The sequence below is a fragment of the Chitinophaga sp. 22620 genome (assembly GCF_052044405.1).
Taxonomy (GTDB): Bacteria; Bacteroidota; Bacteroidia; order Chitinophagales; family Chitinophagaceae; genus Chitinophaga.
In genome coordinates this window covers 1,754,767-1,776,348 of record NZ_JBQEMV010000001.1, presented here as the reverse complement: position 1 = coordinate 1,776,348, position 21,582 = coordinate 1,754,767, and the positions used below count along the sequence as shown (strand labels likewise).

Annotated in this window: 19 protein-coding genes; 8 read left to right on the top strand and 11 right to left on the bottom strand. The window is 53.4% G+C overall.

Going from position 1 to position 21,582, the window contains the following annotated elements:
• The first annotated feature begins 36 nt into the window (after positions 1–36).
• Positions 37–1,452, top strand: a complete 1,416-nt coding sequence (locus ACTJIK_RS07280; RefSeq protein ID WP_440645699.1) for an arylsulfatase — start codon at positions 37–39, stop codon at positions 1,450–1,452.
• A 224-nt stretch (positions 1,453–1,676) separates the two neighbouring features.
• On the opposite strand, the gene ACTJIK_RS07275 is transcribed toward ACTJIK_RS07280, so the two are convergent.
• On the bottom strand, positions 1,677–2,030 hold the full coding sequence (locus ACTJIK_RS07275; protein ID WP_440645698.1) for a hypothetical protein: 354 nt from the start codon (positions 2,028–2,030) through the stop codon (positions 1,677–1,679).
• 11 nt (positions 2,031–2,041) lie between these two features.
• On the bottom strand, positions 2,042–2,314 hold the full coding sequence (locus ACTJIK_RS07270) for a hypothetical protein (protein WP_440645697.1): 273 nt from the start codon (positions 2,312–2,314) through the stop codon (positions 2,042–2,044).
• A gap of 97 nt (positions 2,315–2,411) precedes the next feature.
• Here ACTJIK_RS07270 and ACTJIK_RS07265 point away from each other — a divergent pair, with 97 nt between their 5' ends.
• Positions 2,412–3,431, top strand: a complete 1,020-nt coding sequence (locus tag ACTJIK_RS07265; RefSeq protein WP_440645696.1) for a helix-turn-helix domain-containing protein — start codon at positions 2,412–2,414, stop codon at positions 3,429–3,431.
• Between the two features lie 77 nt (positions 3,432–3,508).
• On the top strand, positions 3,509–5,878 hold the full coding sequence (locus tag ACTJIK_RS07260; protein WP_440645695.1) for a TonB-dependent receptor domain-containing protein: 2,370 nt from the start codon (positions 3,509–3,511) through the stop codon (positions 5,876–5,878).
• Positions 5,879–5,882: 4 nt separating this feature from the next.
• On the opposite strand, the gene ACTJIK_RS07255 is transcribed toward ACTJIK_RS07260, so the two are convergent.
• The 4 genes from ACTJIK_RS07255 to ACTJIK_RS07240 form a co-directional block, all read right to left on the bottom strand.
• On the bottom strand, positions 5,883–8,279 hold the full coding sequence (locus ACTJIK_RS07255) for a TonB-dependent receptor domain-containing protein (protein WP_440645694.1): 2,397 nt from the start codon (positions 8,277–8,279) through the stop codon (positions 5,883–5,885).
• A 9-nt stretch (positions 8,280–8,288) separates the two neighbouring features.
• Complete coding sequence (locus tag ACTJIK_RS07250) at positions 8,289–9,629, bottom strand: HTTM domain-containing protein (RefSeq protein ID WP_440645693.1); 1,341 nt, start codon at positions 9,627–9,629, stop codon at positions 8,289–8,291.
• Complete coding sequence (locus ACTJIK_RS07245; protein WP_440645692.1) at positions 9,616–10,746, bottom strand: imelysin family protein; 1,131 nt, start codon at positions 10,744–10,746, stop codon at positions 9,616–9,618. The genes ACTJIK_RS07250 and ACTJIK_RS07245 overlap by 14 nt, the downstream gene beginning before the upstream one ends.
• A 90-nt stretch (positions 10,747–10,836) precedes the next feature.
• On the bottom strand, positions 10,837–11,925 hold the full coding sequence (locus ACTJIK_RS07240) for a DUF4856 domain-containing protein (RefSeq protein WP_440645691.1): 1,089 nt from the start codon (positions 11,923–11,925) through the stop codon (positions 10,837–10,839).
• A 270-nt stretch (positions 11,926–12,195) separates the two neighbouring features.
• Between ACTJIK_RS07240 and ACTJIK_RS07235 the strand changes: the two genes are divergently transcribed.
• Complete coding sequence (locus ACTJIK_RS07235) at positions 12,196–12,870, top strand: response regulator transcription factor (RefSeq protein WP_440645690.1); 675 nt, start codon at positions 12,196–12,198, stop codon at positions 12,868–12,870.
• On the opposite strand, the gene ACTJIK_RS07230 is transcribed toward ACTJIK_RS07235, so the two are convergent.
• Entirely contained in the window at positions 12,871–13,317 is a 447-nt protein-coding gene (locus ACTJIK_RS07230; RefSeq protein WP_440645689.1) for a VOC family protein, read from the bottom strand.
• A 165-nt stretch (positions 13,318–13,482) separates the two neighbouring features.
• On the bottom strand, positions 13,483–15,630 hold the full coding sequence (locus tag ACTJIK_RS07225; RefSeq protein WP_440645688.1) for an outer membrane protein assembly factor BamB family protein: 2,148 nt from the start codon (positions 15,628–15,630) through the stop codon (positions 13,483–13,485).
• A 77-nt stretch (positions 15,631–15,707) separates the two neighbouring features.
• Here ACTJIK_RS07225 and ACTJIK_RS07220 point away from each other — a divergent pair, with 77 nt between their 5' ends.
• The 4 genes from ACTJIK_RS07220 to ACTJIK_RS07205 all read left to right on the top strand — a co-directional run bounded on the left by ACTJIK_RS07220 (position 15,708) and on the right by ACTJIK_RS07205 (position 18,077).
• A complete protein-coding gene (locus ACTJIK_RS07220; protein ID WP_440645687.1) occupies positions 15,708–16,562 on the top strand; it encodes an isocitrate lyase/PEP mutase family protein in 855 nt (284 codons plus the stop codon).
• 43 nt (positions 16,563–16,605) lie between these two features.
• The gene (locus tag ACTJIK_RS07215; RefSeq protein ID WP_440645686.1) at positions 16,606–16,941 is read left to right on the top strand and encodes a hypothetical protein; all 336 of its coding nucleotides are present in this window, start codon (positions 16,606–16,608) and stop codon (positions 16,939–16,941) included.
• A 93-nt stretch (positions 16,942–17,034) separates the two neighbouring features.
• Positions 17,035–17,289 carry a zf-TFIIB domain-containing protein gene (locus ACTJIK_RS07210; protein WP_440645685.1) on the top strand — a complete coding sequence of 85 codons (255 nt, stop codon included), beginning with the start codon at positions 17,035–17,037 and terminating at the stop codon, positions 17,287–17,289.
• A gap of 17 nt (positions 17,290–17,306) precedes the next feature.
• The gene (locus ACTJIK_RS07205) at positions 17,307–18,077 is read left to right on the top strand and encodes a TerC family protein (protein ID WP_440645684.1); all 771 of its coding nucleotides are present in this window, start codon (positions 17,307–17,309) and stop codon (positions 18,075–18,077) included.
• Between the two features lie 46 nt (positions 18,078–18,123).
• Here ACTJIK_RS07205 and ACTJIK_RS07200 read toward each other — a convergent pair whose 3' ends face one another.
• The 3 genes from ACTJIK_RS07200 to ACTJIK_RS07190 form a co-directional block, all read right to left on the bottom strand.
• Positions 18,124–19,617 carry an alpha-L-fucosidase gene (locus ACTJIK_RS07200; RefSeq protein ID WP_440645683.1) on the bottom strand — a complete coding sequence of 498 codons (1,494 nt, stop codon included), beginning with the start codon at positions 19,615–19,617 and terminating at the stop codon, positions 18,124–18,126.
• Positions 19,618–19,627: 10 nt separating this feature from the next.
• Positions 19,628–20,644 (bottom strand): zinc-binding alcohol dehydrogenase family protein, encoded by a 1,017-nt coding sequence (locus ACTJIK_RS07195; RefSeq protein WP_440645682.1) that lies wholly within the window; start codon positions 20,642–20,644, stop codon positions 19,628–19,630.
• Positions 20,645–20,837: 193 nt separating this feature from the next.
• Positions 20,838–21,581, bottom strand: coding sequence for a 3-keto-disaccharide hydrolase (locus ACTJIK_RS07190; RefSeq protein WP_440645681.1), 744 nt, complete (start codon positions 21,579–21,581; stop codon positions 20,838–20,840).
• Between the last annotated feature and the right edge of the window lies 1 nt (position 21,582).

The following is a 21,582-nucleotide window of genomic DNA, read 5'->3' as shown; positions in this document are numbered from 1 at the left end:
GGAGGCGGCTTTCCGCCTTTTTTATATTTTTAAACCATGAAAAAGCAATGGTTACTCGCGGGGATGCTGCTACTCTCATCCTTCTGCATGGCGCAAAAAAAGCCCAATATCGTATTCATCCTGGCGGATGATCTTGGTGCAGGAGACCTTGGCTGCTACGGCCAGCAAAAGATCAAAACGCCTAACATCGACAAAATGGCCAAACAGGGCATGCGTTTCACTTCCTTTTACTGCGGCACTTCCGTGTGCGCGCCGTCGCGCTCCTCGCTGCTGACCGGCCAGCATACCGGGCATACCTATGTGCGCGGCAACAAAGAAATTCAGCCCGAAGGGCAGGAACCGCTGGCGGATTCCGTGCAAACCCTCGCCCAGCTGCTGAAAGAAGCAGGCTACGCCACCGGCGCCTTCGGCAAATGGGGCCTGGGCATGGTAGGCACTACCGGCGCGCCCGACCGTAAAGGCTTCGACAAATTCTTCGGCTACAACTGCCAGCGCCAGAGCCACCGCTACTACCCCACGCACCTCTGGAACAACGACCAGAAAGTAATATTGGAAGGAAACGGCCTCGAGCACAAAAACAAATACGCGCCGGAGCTCATCCAGCAACAGGCGCTGGCTTTTATAGACGAGCATAAGGACCAGCCCTTTTTCCTCTTCATCCCCACCGTACTGCCCCATGCGGAACTGGCCGGGCCGAACGATGCGTTCTACAAAATGTATGAGAACGCTTTCGAAGAAAAACCGCATAAAGGCATGGACTATGGCCCGAATGCCAACCTGGCCGGGTACCAGTCCGTGGAAAAGCCGCGCGCCACCTTTGCCGGCATGGTGAGCCGCATGGACGCGCAGGTAGGCGAAGTACTGGCCAGGCTTGAAAAATACGGCCTGCTGGATAATACGATCGTCATTTTCACCAGCGACAACGGTCCTCACCGCGAAGGCGGCGCCGATCCGGTGTTCTTCAACAGTGCCGCCGGCCTGCGCGGCTTCAAGCGCGACCTGTATGAAGGCGGCATCAGGACTTCCTTTATCGTGCAATGGAAAGGCAAGGTGAAGGCAGGTACCACGTCAAACTTTGCAGGCGCATTCTGGGACGTGCTGCCCACCCTCACCCAGGCAGCCGGCGCTCCCGCGGCGCGTTATACGGACGGTATTTCCTTCCTGCCCACGCTGCTGGGCAAAGGCGTGCAAAAACAGCATGATTACCTGTACTGGGAATTCCATGAAGACGGCGGCCGCCAGGCGGTGCGGGCCGGTAAGTGGAAAGCGCTGCGGCATAAGCTGAAAACCGACCCCAACGGGCCTGTTGAGCTGTACGACCTCAGCAAAGACCCTGCGGAAAAACACAATGTAGCAGCCGCCCATCCTTCCATTGTAAAAGAAATGGAAAAGCGGATGCGGGAAGCACATGTTGAATCGCCGGTATTCCCGTTGGTGAAAGCGGAAAAATGAAAAAGTACATACGTTACACCCGTATCTCCCTACACTCATCCCCCGGGTAAACCCCGGGTAAACCCATGTTAAACCCGGGGATAAAGGTACTTTAAGGCGTGTCCGTATCACTTTTGATACAGGGGGGTACAGAAGTGATACCGGGTTCCCCGGCATCATGGTTTTCACACAAAAAGGCCGGCCATGAAAGTTCATGGCCGGCCTGCTTTAATATTATCAATTGGTTAACTCTTCTTCAGCTTCTCCAGTATCTCCAGGTCGGCATTGGTCACTTTCACCACTTTGAAGCCGGTGGCGTTTTCCAGCGTTACGATGTACGTTTTTTCGCCGGAAGCATCAAATTCCCTTACCAGCTTAATCTGCTCGTCCGGGCAATGTTTCATCAGCTTGGTAATGGCGTACAGCGGCAGATCTGCATCGGAAATAAAGCGGGAAGTGGCCAGTAGATTGCCCTGAACATCATAATGCATCATTACTTTCTTTTCAGAAAGGGCTGCAGCATTGTTGAACTTCTTGTTATTGGCTACTGCGTTCACAGAAACCAGTGCGATGGCGAGGAGGAAGGTAATTGCTTTCATATTAGTAAGTTTTAAGTGTTTTTTTGTTTTTGTTTGTTTGATGACTCAAAGGTATAAACGGTTTGAAAGGCGGTAAAACGAATAGTTATCAGCGGATGAACGGTAAACCGAAACCAGGAAAGTGTCCGGTTTTGTACAGATCGGACAATACCTGGTTTCCGGCTGAAACGCAGTGCTGGCAGGTGCTTCGGCATGATATCAACGATCGGTGAGCGGGAATCCGGGGGGCGGGAGGGAAGAACTGCAACAGGGCCGACTGGTTTTGCGGCCGGGGCGATTTTCAAAAGCGGACATGTTTTCTCAAAAGCGGACAGGCGGTAAGCTGGATTTGCGCGAATTCTCTTATATTTCGTGGGCAAAACCTGCCATAGCAGCCTGTTTATGAATTTAGGTCAGCAAATATTATTTCTCCTGTATGCTCTTGGAGCTGTAAACGGCACCATCCTGGGCCTGTATCTCATCCTGCACCGCAAAAAGCGGTCTCTCGCCTCCATATTGCTGGGTGTGCTTTTACTCGCAATGAGCATAAGAGTAGGCAAATCCGTATTCGTTTCCTTTAACCCGGGGTTGCCGAGGATATATCTCCAGCTGGGCCTGAGCGGCTGTTTTCTCATCGGCCCCTCTCTTTATTATTTTACCAGGACCGTATTGGAGAAAGTGACAAAAGTACCCGCCAGCTGGAAATGGATATGGGGCATTCAGCTGGCCGCCCTGGTGCTTACCGGCATTGTGGTGCCTTATGAGACCAACCGTTTTGCCTGGAACCACGTGATCGTACATATTATATATGCCCAGTGGGCGGCTTACCTGGTAGCCACCGGTGTTTTACTGATCCGCACGGGCGGCAGCAGGTTCCTGAATATACTCCTGGCAGGCAATTGCTTCATTTTCCTCGCTTACCTTGGCGCGTTTATGAGCCTTTGGTCCGGTTTCTATTTGGGCGGAGCACTTTCGTTCACCTTCGTATTGTACCTCACCATTTTCTTTAACCTGAACGGCGCAGGGTTTGGAAATGCTTCTCCCCGCCCTGAACGGAAAAAAATTCCGGAGAACGATGCGAAAACGTTACTGGAAAGGCTGGATAAGGCCCTGCTGGACAATGAACTTTACAAAGACCCGAACCTCAAGCTCAGCGACCTCGCACAGAAGATCAACATTCCTCCACACCAGCTGTCGCAGCTGCTGAACGATAACCTGGGCAAAAGTTTTTCCACCTATATCAATGAATACAGGATCACCGAAGCGTGCAAGCTGATCACCAGCAACGACCTGCTCACCTTCGAGGCCATCGGGTACGAAGTGGGCTACAATTCCAAATCCACCTTCTACGCGGCGTTCAGGAAGATCAAAGACACCACGCCCGCACTCTACAAAGAAAGCATTGAAAATCAAGCGGGTTAAGTCCGGTTTTATAAATCCGTACGCCTGAATTCCGGAACTTAAACCGCTCGCGGCGTTGGGCGTATTAGGTTTGCGGCATGATGAAAAAGCTCATGATCTGCTGCCTGCTGGCATTTCATTTTACCGCCCAGGCACAAACCACGCTCAAAGGAAAAGTAACGGATGAACAGACCGGCTTAGGCGTCGGGTTCGTTTCTGTCAGCCTGTTATCCCTGCCGGATTCCGGCCTTGTAAAAGGACAGATCAGCGATTCTGCCGGCCTGTTCACTTTCAGCGATGTAAAATCCGGCCGGTACACTCTCCTCCTGGCGGCGATGGGTTACCGGAAACTGTACCGGCCAGTGAACGGGAGTGCGAACCTGGGGAATATCCCGCTCAGTCCCGACGCGAGCCTGCTGGACGGCGTAACCGTTACCGGTGAAAGGGCGGCCATGCAGATGCAGGGAGATAAGCTGGTGGTCAATATTTCCGGTAATAAACTTTTTAACGCCAGCACCAATGCCTTTGATATCCTGAAAAAACTGCCCAACCTGGAAGTTGGCGCAGACGGCGCCATCCTCATGGCAGGCCGGGTTGCTCCGGGCGTGTTCATCGACGGGAAGCCCTCTCCCATGAGCCCCGAAGAACTGCAGAATTATCTTGCAAGCCTCAGCCCCTCCATGATCTCGTCCATCGAAGTGATCAGCAACCCTTCCGGCCGGTACGACGGTGAACATAAAGGGATCATCGATATCAGGCTGAAACGCGACCAGACGCTGGGCTGGCAGGGCACGGCCACCCTCAGCCTGCAGCAGAACCAATACACCCTGAATGAAAATAACCTTGCCGTGACCTACAAAACTAAAAAGCTGGCTTACACCGCGCGGCTCGGGTACACTACGGGCAATACTGTCCGCCATTACGACGCTTTACAGCACCAGGCCAATACAAATATCATGACCACCAATACCCGGTGGCTGACGGGCAATAATAATCCCAGCATTCAGCTGGGGGCCGATTATAATATCCATAAAGACCATAAGCTGGAGCTACTGCTCAGAACTTACCAGGTGCGGCGCGACCTGGCATTGCTGAATACCCTCGACATCACGGACGCTTCCGGGGAAAAACCGGTCTCTTTTACCAATAGCGACAACTACTCCTCGCCCAGGCAGGACAATTACGCAGCCAATCTCAATTATTCCGGGCGCCTCGGGAAAACGCAGCTGGACGTGCTGGGTTCGCTTGTGAAGATCATGAACAGGCAGGATGAGGATATCCGGAACAGGGATGCCTTTACGGGTAATTTGAAAGATCACTGGAAGACCATTTTGAAAAATGATATCCTTATCCGCGCGCTGCAGGCGGACCTCACGAGGAATGCCGGCAAGGGGAAACTAAGCGCGGGCGCCAAATTCGCCCTTTCCGCCACGGAGAACGACCTGCGTTATGATACCTTAAATACCGCCGGCGAATTTGTGCTGGACAATGGCCGCACGAACAGTTTCCGGTACGATGAATACATTACGGCGGGTTACGCCGCTTACGAAGGAAGTATTTCCAAGTTCGGCTACACTGCCAGCCTGCGCGTGGAGAATACACACAGCGTGGCAAATTCCTACACGGAAAAGCAGGTCACCAAACGCAATTACCTGGCCTGGCTGCCCTCGCTGAGCCTTACTTACGCCTTCCATACAAACGAACAGCTCAACCTCTCCTTCAGCCGCCGGGTCACCCGGCCCAATTTCGCCCAGCTCAATCCATTCCGGATGTATATCAGCCCGCTGAATTATTTTATCGGGAACCCTTTCCTCCAACCCTCCACCACCACCCAGCTCAGCCTTACCTACAGCCTCCGGTCGCTGAGCGTTGCCTTGCGGGCGGGCCGCGAATCCGACCCCATGACGCGTTACCCGGAATACGACAGCGTTACCAATATCCTGCAATATCTCGGCACAAACCTGCCGTACAACGACTTTGCAGGCATCGAAGTAAGTTTTCCCGTCACGGTGAGCAAATGGTGGAGGATGAACCACAATATCAGGGGCGGGTATAAAAAGGAGCAAACGCCCTACCATGGCGTTACATACGCCATCCCCATCACGGATTATTCAGTTTCGGGCAGCCAGGTATTCACCTTACCTGCAGCCGTCACCCTCGACGTTTCATATTTCTACAAGTCCAGGAGCGGGTCTGGCCTCTATATTCACAGGCCTTTGAGCAGCGTGGACATCGGTTTGCAGAAAACCTGGCTGAAAGGAAAGCTGAACTCGAAGCTGAACGTGTACGATATCTTTGATGATTACAGGGTTAAGTACATTTTCCGTGAGAAACAGATCCTCAACAACGAGCTTCAGCACTGGTTCGGCAACAGGCGGGTAGTGGCTGCCCTGACCTTCAACTTCGGCAGCTCCACCCATAAAACAAAGCAGAGCAGCCGGAGCGATGAAGAGAACCGGGCGATGTAGGCGCTTACAGCTTGAATTGCAGCGTCACATACCAGTTACGCGCGTCCGAAGGCAGGATGCCCGGGCCCGGGTAACCATCCGCGCGGCGCGTAAAATATTTCTTGTCAGCGAGATTGTTCACGCCGGTGTAGAGCGTGAACTGCCGCCAGTTGTAGCTCAGGCTCAGGTCCATCACGCTGAATGCGGGAATGGCGCCGTCTACCGCCGTGGGCGTGGTTTCTGCATTGGTGGCGTCCGAATACTGCCTGGACTGGTAAGCGAACTGGTAAGTGAGGTTAAACTTTGGGGTACCGAATGAAAGGCCGGTCCTGAACAATACAGGCGGAACGTTTTCCACGAGCTTGTCGGCAATGGCGGTGTTGTCCGTATTCACGTAACGGGCGTCTATCAGCGAAAGATTGGTGTAAAGGTTCAGGCGGTAGCGGGAATTATGGTGAAACAATGCTTTGATCACATCGCCTTCCAGCAGCAGTTCCATCCCCAGGTTCCGGCTGTCGGACACGTTGGTGCGGTAGCGGAAGGTCATAAAGCTGGTATCTCTTGTAAAAATAGAGCCGATGCGGTCGTTGTATTTGAGGTAAAAAACACTGACATCCGCGTATAGCCATCCACGGTAGTTCCCCCTGAAGCCCGCATCGATGTTATAGCCGGTTTCATCCTTCAGGTCCGGGTCCACGCGTGCGTTCACGTTCAGCACCCGGATGTCGTTGAAGTTGATGGACCGGTAGTTCTGCGAAATATTCGCGTACACTTCAATGCCGTTCGGGAATTTCCAGGCGGTGCCGATGCCCAGCAGCGTGAAAGAGCGCGGGCTTTCTTTTTCCTCCATGACCTTCTCGTTCGGGATAAAAATGTTCTGCTTGTAATAATAGCCTTCGGCTTTGGTGTTGATATGCTCGAAGCGGATGCCCGGCGTTACCGTCCAGTATTCGTTCAGCTGGAAAATGTTCTCCGCGAAAGCGGCGAAGTTGTAGCCGGGGAATTTGTAGGACGACTTGTCCGGTTCAGGACCGAGGAACGTAAAGTCCGCATCGTTCTTATCATTCGCATTCCCCTGTTTCCTGTCCGTTAAACCTTTATAAGCCCTGGCGCCCGCCAGGAAAGTGCTTTTATGGTCTTTCACCAGCCGGTAGCGGTGGATGAAGCGAAGCTCTGAGGCATAGTTGGAATAATCGTCCGCCATGTAATCCCGCGGGCCGCCGGGGTCCGGCCGGTTGATGTAGGAAAGGATACCCAGCGCATCGCGGCCGCCCTGTAAGGTGTAGGTTCTCCAGTTCAGCCTGGTTTGTTCGCTGAAGGAATAATCGAGGATGAGGCTGGCCAGGTTCCAGTTCACCTTAAACCAGTTGCGCTCGCGCACGGAAACGGAAGGATCTGCTTCGAACTGTGCATCCGTGAGGCCGCCGGGCTGTTGCGCGAGATAGCTCATGAAGGTGTATTCGCCGGTGACCTTCAACCTGGATGTGATGTTGCCGGCGAGGTGAACGTAAGCGTTATGCTGATCGTAATGACTGTTGGGCCGCCAGTTGTCGCCGCGTTTGAACTGGTAGAAAGCGTAATAATTGAGTTTGTTCTTCGCCGTAGTGCCGCCAATACTGTTGAAGGAATTGAACAGGCCGAAGCTGCCCAGCGTTTGCCGGGTGGTGAATTCAAAAGGTTTGTCTTTCGGCCCTTCCTTCATCACAAAATTAACGAGCCCGCCAAACTGCGGCCCATACTGCAGGCTGGCCGCTCCCCGGATGATCTCGATCCTGTCCAGCGCTTCGGCGGAAGGCGTGTAATAACTTTCGGGATAACCCAATGCATCTGCGCTGATATCATAACCATTCTGCCGGATATTGAAATTGGAGGAACGGTCCGGGCTCAGGCCGCGGCCGCCGATGCCCAGCTGCAAACCGCCGCGGTCGTATTCCCATATATTCAGGCCGGGCACGCGGGCGTAGATCTGGCGGGTGTTGTTGGTGGCAAGATTGGCGTTCACATTCCGCATCAGGATCACTTCAGTCTTTTTCCCGGCGTAAATGGAAGTGCCTTCAATGTCCTTCAGCTTTCCCGCCACCGCGTAGTTCGCGGCACTGGTCACCCGCAGCGTATCCAGCTGAACGTCCTGGTTCAGCAGGCTGATATCGAGCACAATATTTTTATTCGTAACGCTCACCTCCTGTGTGTATGCCTTAAAACCTCCGGTGGTGACGGTGATCGTATAAGTTCCCGCGGGCAGGTTGCCGAAGCGGAAGAAACCATTGTCGTTGCTGAGTTTCCGTTGGGCGGAAGGTTCCAGTGTTATGGATGCGTCGGCCACGGCTTCGTTGCCATTCCTCACCGTGCCGCTGATGCTGTACTGGCCGTAGGCTGCAACATGCAGGAGCATTAAGATCATCCAACCGCTGAGTAGTTTCATTGCTATGTGCTAATTTTTATAGGGAAGAACCCATGTATAATGTTTCCAGCTTAAGGGCTCGGCCGCCAGATTCACCAGCGAGTCCACGAACAGCCGGGAGCGCCGGCCGTTCAGCGCCACGTATATTTCCCCGTATACTTCGGGATTGTCCACCCCGCGTTTTTTATATTCAGCTGCAAGGTGACGCGCATATTTCAGGATCATATCCGGCTGTGTGCTCATCATTTTTTCCTGCAGGGGCGTGAGAAATTCCGCGTTGTTGACGGTGTATTGTTCCCGGTGTTGCTGGTCCTTCACCGTGAAATAAGCCGTACCGGCTTTTTCCATCAGCATCACCCGCCAGGAGAAACGGTATCCCTCCTCATGCCAGAACAAATGGCCGGGGTACAGGAGAAAACGAAGCGGGATAAGGACCTGCAGTATCACGTAAACGCCAATGCCCGCCAGGAAAATTTTTTGCCGGGTATATTTGTAAACATCATTCCCTTCCGTTCCGTTAAGCGGATAACCCGGTAAATACCCCAGCAGCCGCTCATGAAAACGTCCCGGGAAAAATATCAGGCTGGCCGTCATCATCACATAGGGGAACATACCGATGCCGGGAAAGAAGACCGCCGTAGCGATGTGAAAGATCAGCACCACTCCGTAGGCGTAAGGCCTTGTACGCCTGTTCAGCAGGAAAAAAACAATGAACAGGTCGTACACCGCGCCGAACCATGAAAAAAGATAGGCGACCCATGGTTCGTACATAAACTTGCCTACCAGCGGCAGATGCGTTTTGGCCGGCAGCCAGGTACGCATGGGCTGAGCATCCAGCAGCCAGTCGCTGTTCACTTTAGCCAGGCCAGCGAAAATATAGACCACCGAGACCTGGAAGATCAGTATGCCGGCGCACCAGGCGGGCGCTTCCGTTCGCCTGCTCCCCGGTTTAAACCACACATCCACGGCGTAACGGCGGTTGGCGGGCAGCCAGATCAGGATAAACGCTACGAGGCTGATGAAATAATAATGGTTGAGATAAGTGGTAACGTCTATCAGCTCTATGTAAGTAAAGCCGAGAAAGAACACCACCGCGGCCAGCCGGTAGAGGAAACCCGCCGCGATCATCAGTGAAGCCGCCAGCACGGTCAAAAAAAGTATATGCATGCCCGTATTACCTAAAGGCTGTACCCATTCAAAACCCTGGTAGGTAAAATGGAATTCCGGCAATACGTACACATCCGTTACCCAGCCGCGCCACCAGAACCGCAGCAGGCTCACGAACATCAGCAACCCGAAGGCGATCCTGAACGTGACCAGCGGTGCGATAGCAACGGGGGAAGTAAGCCGCGTTGTTTTAATCCCCGTCATTATCCATGAAAGTTATCTGCACGCCGGTGGCGGAAGGCACATCTGTTTTGAGCAGCGTAAGCAGTTTCTGAATTTCCTTATACGCCGCCTCCACAGCCGCCGCATTGTTGGTCAATGAAGCGGAAAGCGGATCAGGAATGGCTTTCAGCTTTTCCAGCACCAGGTCGAACTGCGCGGTCACATCGTTGTTCAGCGATTGTTTACCGAGCGCCACCAGGTAGTCGGACATTCCTTTGCCGCTACCACCGCCTGTATAAATCTTCTTCAGGCTGGTGATATTTTCCACGGCCAGCGCCGCGGAAATGCCAGCAAAGTAAGCTTCGCATTTACTGGCAAACACGGTGCCGTTGGATTGTTTACCGAACGGCCAGCCGATGCGCGGGCCTTTCAGGAGGTCCATCTGGTAGGCGAACTGGTTGATCATGTTGCCGATCGGGCTGCCCACGTCTGTTTTGGTATTAGCCACAAAAGTTGAGCGATAGCCCGTCCAGTCGGCCGCCACTTTATCTGCCAGCGATTTGAACCTTGCCAGCACATCGTTGATGTATTGTTTGCGTTTAACGGGACTGGCATTGAGCTTATCGATGGCGCCCGGGCCGAAATAGAGGTAATTCAGCGCCGGGAAACCCTGTGAGTAGAAGGATGCGCGCGTCATGTTTGCCAGGTTATAACCGCCGGCAACAATGTTCTGTTCTATGGTAACGCTGTCTGTGGAAAAGCCCGTCAGCTCTCCCGAGGTATTGAAATTATAATCCAGCCCGCCGGAGAAGTTCACGAAAAGATCCAACAGCGCGTTTTCCGCGGGGCCGAACTGGAATGCAGCCACACGTTCGTATTGCAGGTGGGTGGCGGTGTAAGCCTGTTTCAAAGCAGTCTGTGCAGTAGGAGACGGCGCGGCAAGAAATGCGTCCGACGCGGTTTTCAGGCCCGCGAGCTGCTGTTGCAGGGCGGCGTAACCGGGGATAATAAGGTTGTCGGCATAACTGGCCAGCATGGCCGATTTATCAAAACCCTGCCCGGGTTCCGGGCCACCATCGCCGCCGCCGGATTTGCTGCATGCAAAAAACACTGTCGCCAGTACAACAGCAAAAAAGGCCGCCAGGGATATCTTCTTCATATAAACCGTTTAAATGGATTTGACCTGAATGCGTAAAACCCGGCGCTTGAAAAGCCAGGTTTTACGCCGTAAATGCTATGGATAATTATATTAAAGCCCGTAGGTTGTTTTGAGTATGGTCTGCGCTGTCACCAGGTCCGTAAAACCAGGCTGGTTCAGCAATACGTAAAAATCTTTATTGATGATGGCTGCCAGCGCCGCATAGTTGGCGGCCGTCAGCTTACTGTTGGCAGGCCTGTATTTCAGTGAAGCAATAAAGCCCTGGCCTTCCGAAAGCGCATGCAGCTGGGAGCCGTAATTGCCGATCGCGGAAGATGCGGTAGGCGCCGTTACGTAATTGAGCGCAGCGGCTGCGGCCAGCTGTTCCCATTTAGCCAGGATGATATCCACCTGCCCGTCGCGCACTTGCGTGTCGTAACCGCCGATAGCCGCGCGGCCTTTCAGGAATGCGCCGAAAATGATACCGCCCGCCTGGATGCTTTTACCGCGCTCCGCGAGGTAACCGCCCCACAGTAAAGGCCTGTTCGGGTCCGTATTCGGATATGTTTTGGAAGTGTCGTAATCAGCGGGAACGGCGAGGTAGCCGAATGCTTCATCCCAGAGTTTTTGCGCGGCAGCGGTATCCCTTGCGGCCATGCCTTTCACGCTGGTAAGGATGCGAACGGCTTCTTTGAAATAAAGCCCGCCCATGATGCCTTTCACGAATGACTGGCCATATTCCAGGCCGCGGGGGCCTACTATGATCTTGTTGGCGCCGCGGGGCACAAAGCCGCCAATGCCCGGAGCCGCAGCGGTTCCGGTGTTATAAAGCAGCACGCTGTCTGCATAAGATTTAAAATGATCCGCATCGGAAGTGACTTCGCGGAGATTTTTGCCGGAAGTGTTCAGGCTGGCATCCGCAAAAGGATTGCCGGTGTTGTTAAACATATTGGTCACCTTCGCCTGGTCCAGCGGCACCGTGGTAGCGCCCGCATTGGCCAGCTTCAGGTAGCCGTCCAGCTCAATGGCCATTTTAACGCGCTGGGAGGAAACGGTATAGGAAGCGTTATTGAAATTGTAAGTAGCAGGAACAGTGTAAGGTTTAACGGAATAGTCCGGTGTATCGTCGTCGTTGCTGCAGGCCACAAAAGTGGAAACGCCTGCCGCCATCATCACGTAAGTAAATAGTTTTTGCTTCATATACTGGTTTTATCCTGCAAACTTACCGCTGTATGGGCCGCGCATGTTTACGATAATGGGAATAAAAAGAAACGAACTGCAATGATTTGGATATCAATAATTTAGGTAAATTGGTCGTAGCGGGAGCGTTGTGGAATTCATTATAAAAAACTAATTATCAACCAATTGCAAACGAAACGCCAGTCCGGGCCTTTCAATTTTGAGTTTTTTTTGAAGTGAAGGCATCGCGGGCACCGGTCTGTACGTATTGGTTTTGAAAACTGATGAAGCATGAAGATCTTGATCGTGGAAGACGAGCTGGCGCTCGTGGAAAGTATATCAACCTATCTCGTGGAGGAGCGCTATAGCTGCGAGCATGCAATGAATTACCAGCAAGCGGAGGGTAAGGTGCTGGCGCATGAATACGATTGTGTGCTGTTGAATCCCGCCATTCCCGGCGGCCATGGAATGGAGATGCTGAAGCTGCTGCAGGAGCGGAACCGCCAGGACGGGCTGATCATTATTTCGGCGGACTGTGTGTATGAGCACAAGATAGATGCGCTGCGCTCCGGGGCGGATGACTATGTTTGCAAACCTTTCCAGCTGCCGGAACTGGAAGCACGGATATTTTCAGTGATCCGGCGCAGGCAGTTCCGCAATCATAATATCATTCAGCTAAATGAAATAAAGATAGACCTGGTAACGAAAACCGTCTGGGTGCGTGAAAGCCCTGTCAGTCTTACCAAAAAAGAATTCGAGCTGTTGTATTACCTCATCGGCAACAGCAACCGCGTTGTGTCTAAAACCACGTTGGCGGAATATCTTTCCGGCGATATTGCCGGCCTGCTGGACAGTCATGGTTTTGTATATACCCACATCAAGAACCTGAAGAAAAAACTCCGCGACGCAGGCGCCGGCAACTACCTGAAAACCGTGCATGGCATGGGGTATAAGTGGGGGGCGTAATTACTGTTCCAAATGTTTGATATCCTCATGCGTGATCACGTTGTGATCCTCATCCATCGGTATCAGCGGGTTGTAGCCCACATCCCAGAGGTTGCCTTCTACATCCTGCACATAGCCTGTGTAAGCGCCGAAAAAAGTTTTTACCGGTTTTTTTACGATCGTTACGCCTTTGCTTTCCAGGAGCGCAAACAGCTCATCCACTTCTTCCGCTGTTTTGAGGAGATAACCCAGCACGAACTTTCCCGCTGAGGACCGGCTTACTTCCAAACCCGCATCCGCGGCCAGATCCTTTTCAGGAAAAAAAGAAAGCAGTGCGCCGCTGATCTTGTAAAACACGATGTCTTTATTGACAGCAGCGGGTTGCCAGCCGAATTTCTTTTCATAAAAATCTCTTATGGCCGCCAGGTTCTTCACGCCAATGGTGACCAGGCTTACTCTTTGTTCCATAATGCTGATATTTTATTCAAAATTAAAATCCGCCCGGTATTTCTGTTTGAAACCCGGAAGGGTTCAGGCCGGTGTATGTTTTAAGTTCTTTCGCGAGGTGCGTGTTGCATGCGGCTGGTATTGCCGATAGCAGGTTATATAAGGTTAAAGCTACAACGTTTTTTGTTACCGGCCGGGCGATGGCAATGCAAATGCCACGTAACTGTCACCGGACGCGGTATTGAGCTTACCGCCCCCGCAGGCTATTACGATAAATTGTTTGCCGTTGGCGGTGTAAACAGCCGGCGTAGCAAAGCCTGACGCAGGCAGTGCGGCTTCCCACAGCTGTTGCCCTGTACGTTTGTTGAATGCGCGTATTTTCGCATCTTTTGTGGCAGCAATGATCACCAGGCCGCCGGCTGTTACCACGGGCGCACCGTAGTTCTCCGTGCCGGTTTTAATGCCGCGGCCTTTGAAGGCGGGGTCTTCTCCCAGCGTATCTTTCCATAAGGTTTTACCGCTGTTCAGGTCTATGGCCGTAAGCGTGCCCCAGGGCGGGCTGTTGGCCGGCAGCCCTTCCCTGCTGAGGAATTTATTGTAACCCGTCATGTTATAAGGAAGATGGCGGAAGCTGTCCGGCTGCTGCTGCGGCCCTTTATAAGCCAGCGTTTGCGCCTTTTTGATATCCAGCACAAAAGCGGCGATGGCATCCTTTTCTTCTTTTCCCAGGCTGTTGAAAGCGGGCATCATTCGCCTGCCGGTGCTCAGCAGCTGGAGGAGCTGCCCGGGATTGTAGCGCTGCTGAATATTTACCAGCGACGGATAAGCGCCGCCGCCCTGCAGTTCCGGGCCGTGACAGCTCATGCAATAATTGCGGTAAAGGCGTTTACCAGCCTGGAGATTGGTTTCTTTTTTTGCCTGCTGCGCCGGCACATCCACCACCTGCAGCACCCAGGGCATTTCGCTGGCGTTCACATACAATATGCCCGTTTCGGGATCCACTGCCGGGCCGCCCCACTCTGCTCCGCCGTCGAAACCGGGGAAAATAAGGGTACCTTCTTTCGAAGGCGGTTCGAACATATGTGAACGTTTGTACGAAACCCAGCGTTGTTTTATTTCTTTGAATGATGAATCCGGCAAAAGATAATTGAGATCTGCTTCCGTCATACGCTGCCGCACAAACGGCGCAGGCAGTACGGGAAAGGGTTGCGTGGGCCAGAGCTTTTCGCCGGCCAGTGCGCTTTGCACGGGTACAGGGCGCTCTTCCACGGGGAAAAGCGGCTGGCCTGTAAGCCGGTCCAGCAGGAAAACGAAACCCGTTTTGGTAACCTGCGCCACGGCCTCCTTCTTTCTCCCGTCCTGCGTAACCGTTACCAGCACCGGCGGAGCGGGCAGGTCGCGGTCCCATACGTCGTGATGCACGGTCTGGAAATGCCAGATGCGTTTGCCGGTATTGGCGTCCAGCGCCAGCAGGCTGTTGCCGAACAGGTTCTCCCCTTTCCGCATACCGCCGTAGAAGTCGAACGACACAGAGCCGACGGGCGCAAAGAGAATGCCTTTTTCTTCATCCAGGCTGAAACCCGACCAGGCATTGGCGCCGCCGAGATGTTTGTATGCTTCCGGGTCTTCCCAGGTATCGTAACCATATTCTCCCGGCTGCGGGATGGTGTGGAATATCCAGCGCAGCTTGCCCGTACGCACGTCGTAGCTGCGGATATGCCCGGGCGCCGCATCGCTGCCTTCGGATACGCGGGAACCGATGATCAGCTGGTCTTTGTAGATCATACCCGGCGATGTGGTGAGCACGTACAGGTCTTTTGAACGTTCGCCGAGATCGTTGTGCAGGTTTATCCTCCCGCTGTCTCCAAAAGTTATAGCGCGTTTCCCGGTAGCCGCATCGATGGCGTACAGGTGTGAACCGGCAGTATAAAAAATGCGTTGCTCTTTTTCATCTTCCCAATACGTAACCCCGCGCAGGGAATTGATGTTCTTTTTTTCCCCGGTACCCGCCCAGGGATCGAACACCCATTTCTCTTTCCCGGAAGCAGCATCAAGCGCCAGCAGCTTCAGCTGCGGAGAAACGGCGTACAATATGCCGTTCACCACGATAGGATTGCATTGTATCTGCGAATGGCCGATGGTATCCGCGTCGCCGGTGCGGTATTGCCAGGCAACGGTCAACTGGTGCACATTGGAAGTATCCACCTGCAGGAGGGACGAATATTTTAATCCCGCCCTGGAACCGTTATACACGGGCCATTGGTCGTAGGCGTGATTTTTGGAGGCTTGTTTGCAGGAAAACAATAAAGCGAGTATAAGAATGTAACGTGGCATAGATGCTTAAATATATAAATAATCCCACATAAAAAAACAGGTTATATTTGAATGGCAACCCTCATTTATATATTAATATGAGTAAACAGAACATATCTCCCGCAGCCAGGGCCGAAGCTTTCAGGGCGCTTCACCGGCAGCCCGGCATTTTCGTGGTACCCAATCCCTGGGATGCCGGATCCGCGAGGATGCTGGAAATCCTTGGTTTCAAAGCGCTGGCCACTACCAGCGCGGGGCTTGCTTATTCGCTGGCTAAGCCGGACGGGCATGCGTCTATCACCCGCGAAGAAACGCTGCTGAATGTACGAAGCATTATTGCCGCCACGCGTCTGCCCGTGTCCGCCGACCTGGAAAATGGTTACGGCGACGAGCCATCCTCCTGCGCGGAAACGATCCTGCTGGCCGCGCAGGCCGGCCTGGCAGGCGGCTCCATAGAAGATGCCACCGGCCGGCCCGGCGACCCGATCTATGCGTTCGGGCATGCGGTGGAGCGTGTGAAAGCCGCTGTTGAAGCCGCCCGCAGCCTGCCTCACCCGTTTACGCTTACGGCCCGGGCCGAAAACCTGATCTATGGCCGCCCCGATCTGAAAGACACCATCAAAAGGCTCGAAGCGTTTGCAGACGCCGGCGCCGATGTGCTTTTTGCGCCTGGGCTTAAAACGCGCGAAGAAATAGAAACCGTGGTAAAAGCGGTGGCTCCGCGGCCCGTGAACGTGGTGATGGGGCTTTCCGGCGGGAGCGGGAACTTTTCGCTGGAAATGCTGGCGGAGATGGGCGTGAAACGCGTCAGCATCGGCTCTTCGCTGGCGAGGGCCGCTTACGGCGCGTTCTTCAAAGCGGCGGAAGAGATCGCGCAGCAGGGCACTTTCCACTTCGCGGCCGATGCGAAATCCTATGCGGAAATGAATAAGCTGTTCATGGATGAAGCTTAGTCAGGATTATTCTTTACATTAGCCCGGAAAAATTTTTCAGGAATTGCTCAGCTACATTTCAGATATATTTTGCAAAAGCAGGCTCCGTATTCTCTCCCTGTTAATACTGAGCCTGGTTGCCTGCGCGCCGGACATTCTCCCGGCAGACGCGCGGCTGGGCGGCTTCCAGGAGCTGCTGCTGGAAACCGAAAGCGCTGAGGCCTGCAAAGTAAGCCTTGGGATGGAAACATCCGTAAGGAATAAACGAACTTCCGCCAAACAACTGTCCGCATCCGCCTGTGGCGCCATTCCCCATGGCCCGCGCCGGTTATTTTACACAGCGGCCTGCTGGATAAGGCCCGCATATTATACTTTCCTCCACCGGTTCAGCCTGTTTTGATACTGTTTTACGACCCGGCCGATAACCGGCATGTTTTCTGAATGGAAAACATGTTGTGAATTTTTAATTCCGTAAATTATAAAGTATACAGGTATGAAATGCCCGAACTGCAACGAAACGCTGCTGATGACGCAGCGCAACAATGTTGAAATTGACTATTGCCCCAATTGCCGGGGCATCTGGCTGGATAAAGGCGAGCTGGACAAACTGCTGGAACACGACGAAAGGCGCAGCTATGAAGAACCGCGCCGCGACAGGGATCACGACGACCATGAGCGCTACGGCGACCGTCACAAATACCCCAGGAAGAAAAAAGGTTTCCTGGGCGATTTCTTTGATTTCGATTAAACTAAAAAAATACCTGCATGGAATTTATCATCCCCGACTTCGCTGATGCCGCCGTGTGGATAAGCCTCCTCACCCTCTGTTTCCTTGAAATAGTGCTGGGGATAGACAACATCATTTTTATTTCCATCGTTGCAGGCAAGCTGCCTGAGCACCAGCAGCGCAAAGCCAGGAACATCGGCCTGGGGCTGGCCATGGTGTTCAGGGTGGGGCTTTTGCTCTGCATCAACTGGATCATCGGGCTCAAAGACCCCGTGGTTGATTTTAAATGGATCAACGGAACGGTGATCCCGCTCAGCTGGAAAGACATTATCCTGCTGGCCGGCGGTCTTTTCCTGATCATCAAGAGCACGCTGGAGATACATCACAAGCTCCAGTCCGACGATGATGACAGCCAACGAAAAACCCGCACCCCGCACAGCCTGGGGTCCGTGCTGATCCAGATCGTACTGGTAGACGCCGTATTCTCGTTCGATTCTATTTTAACGGCCGTGGGGCTGGTGGATAATGTGCTGGTAATGATCATTGCAGTGGTAGTTTCCATCCTGATCATGATGCTGTTCGCAGGGCCGGTAACGAAGATCATCAACAAACAGCCAACCTTGCAGATGCTGGCTTTAACCTTCCTGATCGTAATAGGCGTGGTATTGATCGCCAGCGGTTTCCACCAGGAGATCAGCAAGAGCATCATTTACTCCTGCCTCGGCTTCTCGCTGATCGTAGAAATGCTCAACATCAGGCTGAGAGGGAAAAAAGCAAAAAATATCGCATTGAACACAAAAGAAGTGTAGATATCAAAAAAAGAACAGGGCGGCCTTCAAAAAGCTGCCCTGTTTATTACGGCATATTGATCACAGACAACTCATAGATGGAAGGCAGGTTGCCGGCCTTCGTCACCCGGAACCGCAGCCTGCCGGTTTTATAACGCTTCGGCAACCTTATCACCTTGCAATCGCCCATCGGCTCGTAACCCAGGTAAATGGTCTCCCAGCGACCGTTTTGCATAATATCCACCGCGTATTCCTGTATGCGCGGCAGGCGCACCTGCGAAAAACCGTCCGCCAGGTCTTTGGTATCCTTGTATTCAAATATGCTGATCTTGTTGAAAGACTCCGCGGGATCCAGCGTTATCTCCAGGCTGGCCAGGGTGTCCGCCGAAGCCCAGCGGCTGTCCAGGCTTCCGTCCGTCACCATGTTCCCGTTATATTCGGCTTTCCCTTCCCATACGCTGGAAGCCTGTACCGGCTTACGTTCTGAAATGAATTTCCCGTTCTCCGGCAAAGGTTTTCCCGGCGCAAGCCCCAGTCTTTTGCCCAGGGTGATGGCAGCAAGCGCTTCATATTCGCGGATGCGCCCCGTCTGGTCCGGCGGGATGTTCATCACCAGCGAATTATCGTTGTCCGTACACCAGTAGAACAGCTCCTCGAGCTCGTCCAGTTCCCGCGTGGGCAGTTGCACCGATTTCTGGAACCAGTTCCAGCGGTGACTGATGCAAAGCGTATGCTCAAACGGCATGTAGTAAGATTTGCCTTCGTGCAGGTATTGTTTTTTGTCGAAGCGGGTGATGATCTTCGGGTCCCAGAGCCGGAAATCCGAAGGGAAATACTGGAAATAATATTTATTGTCCGCCGTCATTTTCGAGGGAAGGGTGAAATTCCTTTTCCCTTCTTCGTTCACGATCGTGTGGTTCACGCTTACGGCGCAGGCAGGGTTGAATTTCTTCACCAGTTGATAAACCTGGTCGATCCCCCAATCCTGCGGCTTGCGGTCCCAGCCGCCGTCCAGCCACAGTTCGCAGATGGCGCCGTTGTTGGTGAACAGCTCGGTGAGCTGCTTCAGCATGTAGTCGATATATTTTTGCGGGTCTTTGTCTTTGTAGGAAGGCTCATGCCGGTCCCAGAGGGAATAATAAATAGCAAACTGCAACCCGTATTTTTTGCAGGCGTCTGAAACGGCTTTCACCACATCGGTCTTTACGGGCGAGGATGCCACGTCGTACGTAGTGTATTTGCTGTCCCACAAGCAGAAACCGTCGTGGTGTTTGGTGATCAGCAGCACATACCTGAAACCGGCGTCCCTGGCGGTTCTCACCCATTGTTCGGGATCCAGGCTGGTGGGATTGTATTTTTCAACGGGAATGGTACCGTCCGACCATTCCACGTCAGCAAAGGTGTTCACGCCGAAATGGATGAACATCCCGTAGCCGCGTTTGATCATGGCCTGCTGCGCCAGGTTGGGCTTAGTGCCGGGCTGTTGCAACTGGGCGGATGTGTCGGTGAACAGGAAGGCCAGCGCCAGTAATCCAGATATTTTTTTCTGTAAGATCTTCATTGTTTTATCTTCAAAAGTCGATGATAGCTTTGATCACATTTGCTTCCGGCGCGTAGAGGCCGGTGAATTCATCAGCCAGGTTATCAAATGGGATGCGGTGTGAAATATATCCTTCGGTGGGGATGAGCCCTGCTTTGAAAAGCCCGATCACCTTTTTAAAATCCGCTGCGGTGGCGGACCGGCTGGCTTTTAATGTGACCTCTTTCCGGTGGAAGACGGGGTCGGGGAAAACCACATCGCCTACGAACAGTCCCACAAAAACGATGGTGCTTCCCGCTGCCGCGAACTCAAAGCTCCGTTCCATGGAGGCTTTATTGCCGGTAGCGTCGAACACGGCCGTGGGCAGTTCCCCGTCGAATGCCTGCCGGAGATCCTCCACCACCGTATCTTTCAGCAATACCGTTTCCACTTCGGGGAACATTTTTTTTGTGAATTGCAGCCTGTTTTCATTGATGTCCAGCGCGGCGATCTTTATTCCTTTGAGCCTTGCCAAAGCGATAATGGCCAGCCCGATCGGGCCGGCGCCGATCACCAGCACGGTGTCGCCGTCCACAATGCCTGCGCGCTCCACCGCATGGCAGCCGATGGCGAAAGGTTCGATCAGGGCCACATGATCCGGGTGCATACCGTTCACCGCGTGCAGGTTGGATGCGGGGTAAAGGATGTATTCCTGCATGGCGCCGTCCTCATGCACGCCCAATACCGTTACCTGGCTGCCGCAGTTGGTCTTGCCCCGCCTCACGGCCTGGTCTGCCACCGGGTTCCGGTAAGGTTCAATGGAAACGAGGTCTCCCGGCTGCACGTTCTGCACTCCTTCACCGGTGGCTATCACTTCGGCGGCAACTTCGTGGCCGAGAATGCGCGGGTAGGTAAAAAACGGCTGGCGGCCTTTGTAGGCATGCAGGTCTGTGCCGCAAACGGACACATGTTTAATGCGCAGCAGGGCATAACCTGCGGGAGGCTGCCCCGGATGCGGCTTTTCAGCCCAGCGGAATTCCCCCGGCTGCTGTAGAACGAGCGCTTTCATACTTCGTGATTGATGTACCAACAATGCCTGTATCAGGCCGGGTAAAGATAAAGGCTCCGTTTAAACAAACCGGTGAAATAGTTACCGTTATTGGTGCTAAAATATCCATATAAACGGCCGTCAGGGCATAAAAAAAGGCAGACCGACGTCTGCCCTCATTTCTCTGTTATCCTTTTGTTCTCCGTTATTATGCTTACAATTCTTTGATCATGATCTTGCGGTATTCCACCTTCATGGGCGGGCCAATATGCACCTGCATGCCAAGCAGGCCGCTTTTCCGGCCGTTCACGGTATCGTTGTCCGTTACGTCCGCCATCAGCACGCCGTTGATGTAATGCTGGAGACGGTTGCCTTTAGCCACGATGCGGCAGGTGTTCCAGTCTTCCTGTTTGATGAGCGCCTGCAGCGAATCGCTGCTGCCAAGCGACCCGGTTACTTCGGCCAGCGTCCAGGCGTTGTTTTTACCGCCTTCCTGGAGGGTTTTGCTGGTAGCGGGGATGGTCACTTTCTGGCCGCGGTAGGCCAGGGTGGTGCGGCCGCGCTCTTCGTAGTTCTGGCCGGTATAACGGTTGGCCCCGTCGATGTCTGCCTGGTAGCCGGTGAGGGCGTTGGGCACGCCGGCAAATTTTGCGCTGCGGTAGTTGACGCCGCTGTTGCCGTTTTTGGTGATCCTGAACTCAAGCGTCAGTTCAAAGTCACCGGGCTGCCCGCCCTGCCAGACGATGAAGCTGTTTGTTTTCAGGGTTTTGTCCGGCGTGATCTCCCCTACCAGGTACCCGTTCTCCACGCGCCAGTAATTGGTGTCGCCTTCCCAGCCGGTCAGGGTCTTGCCGTCAAAAATGCTTTTGAAGCCTTTATTGTTTTGCCCGTTGGCGCATCCTGCGTAGAACAGGGCCAGGGAGGCAACAAATAAACTTAATACTGATTTTTTCAGCATA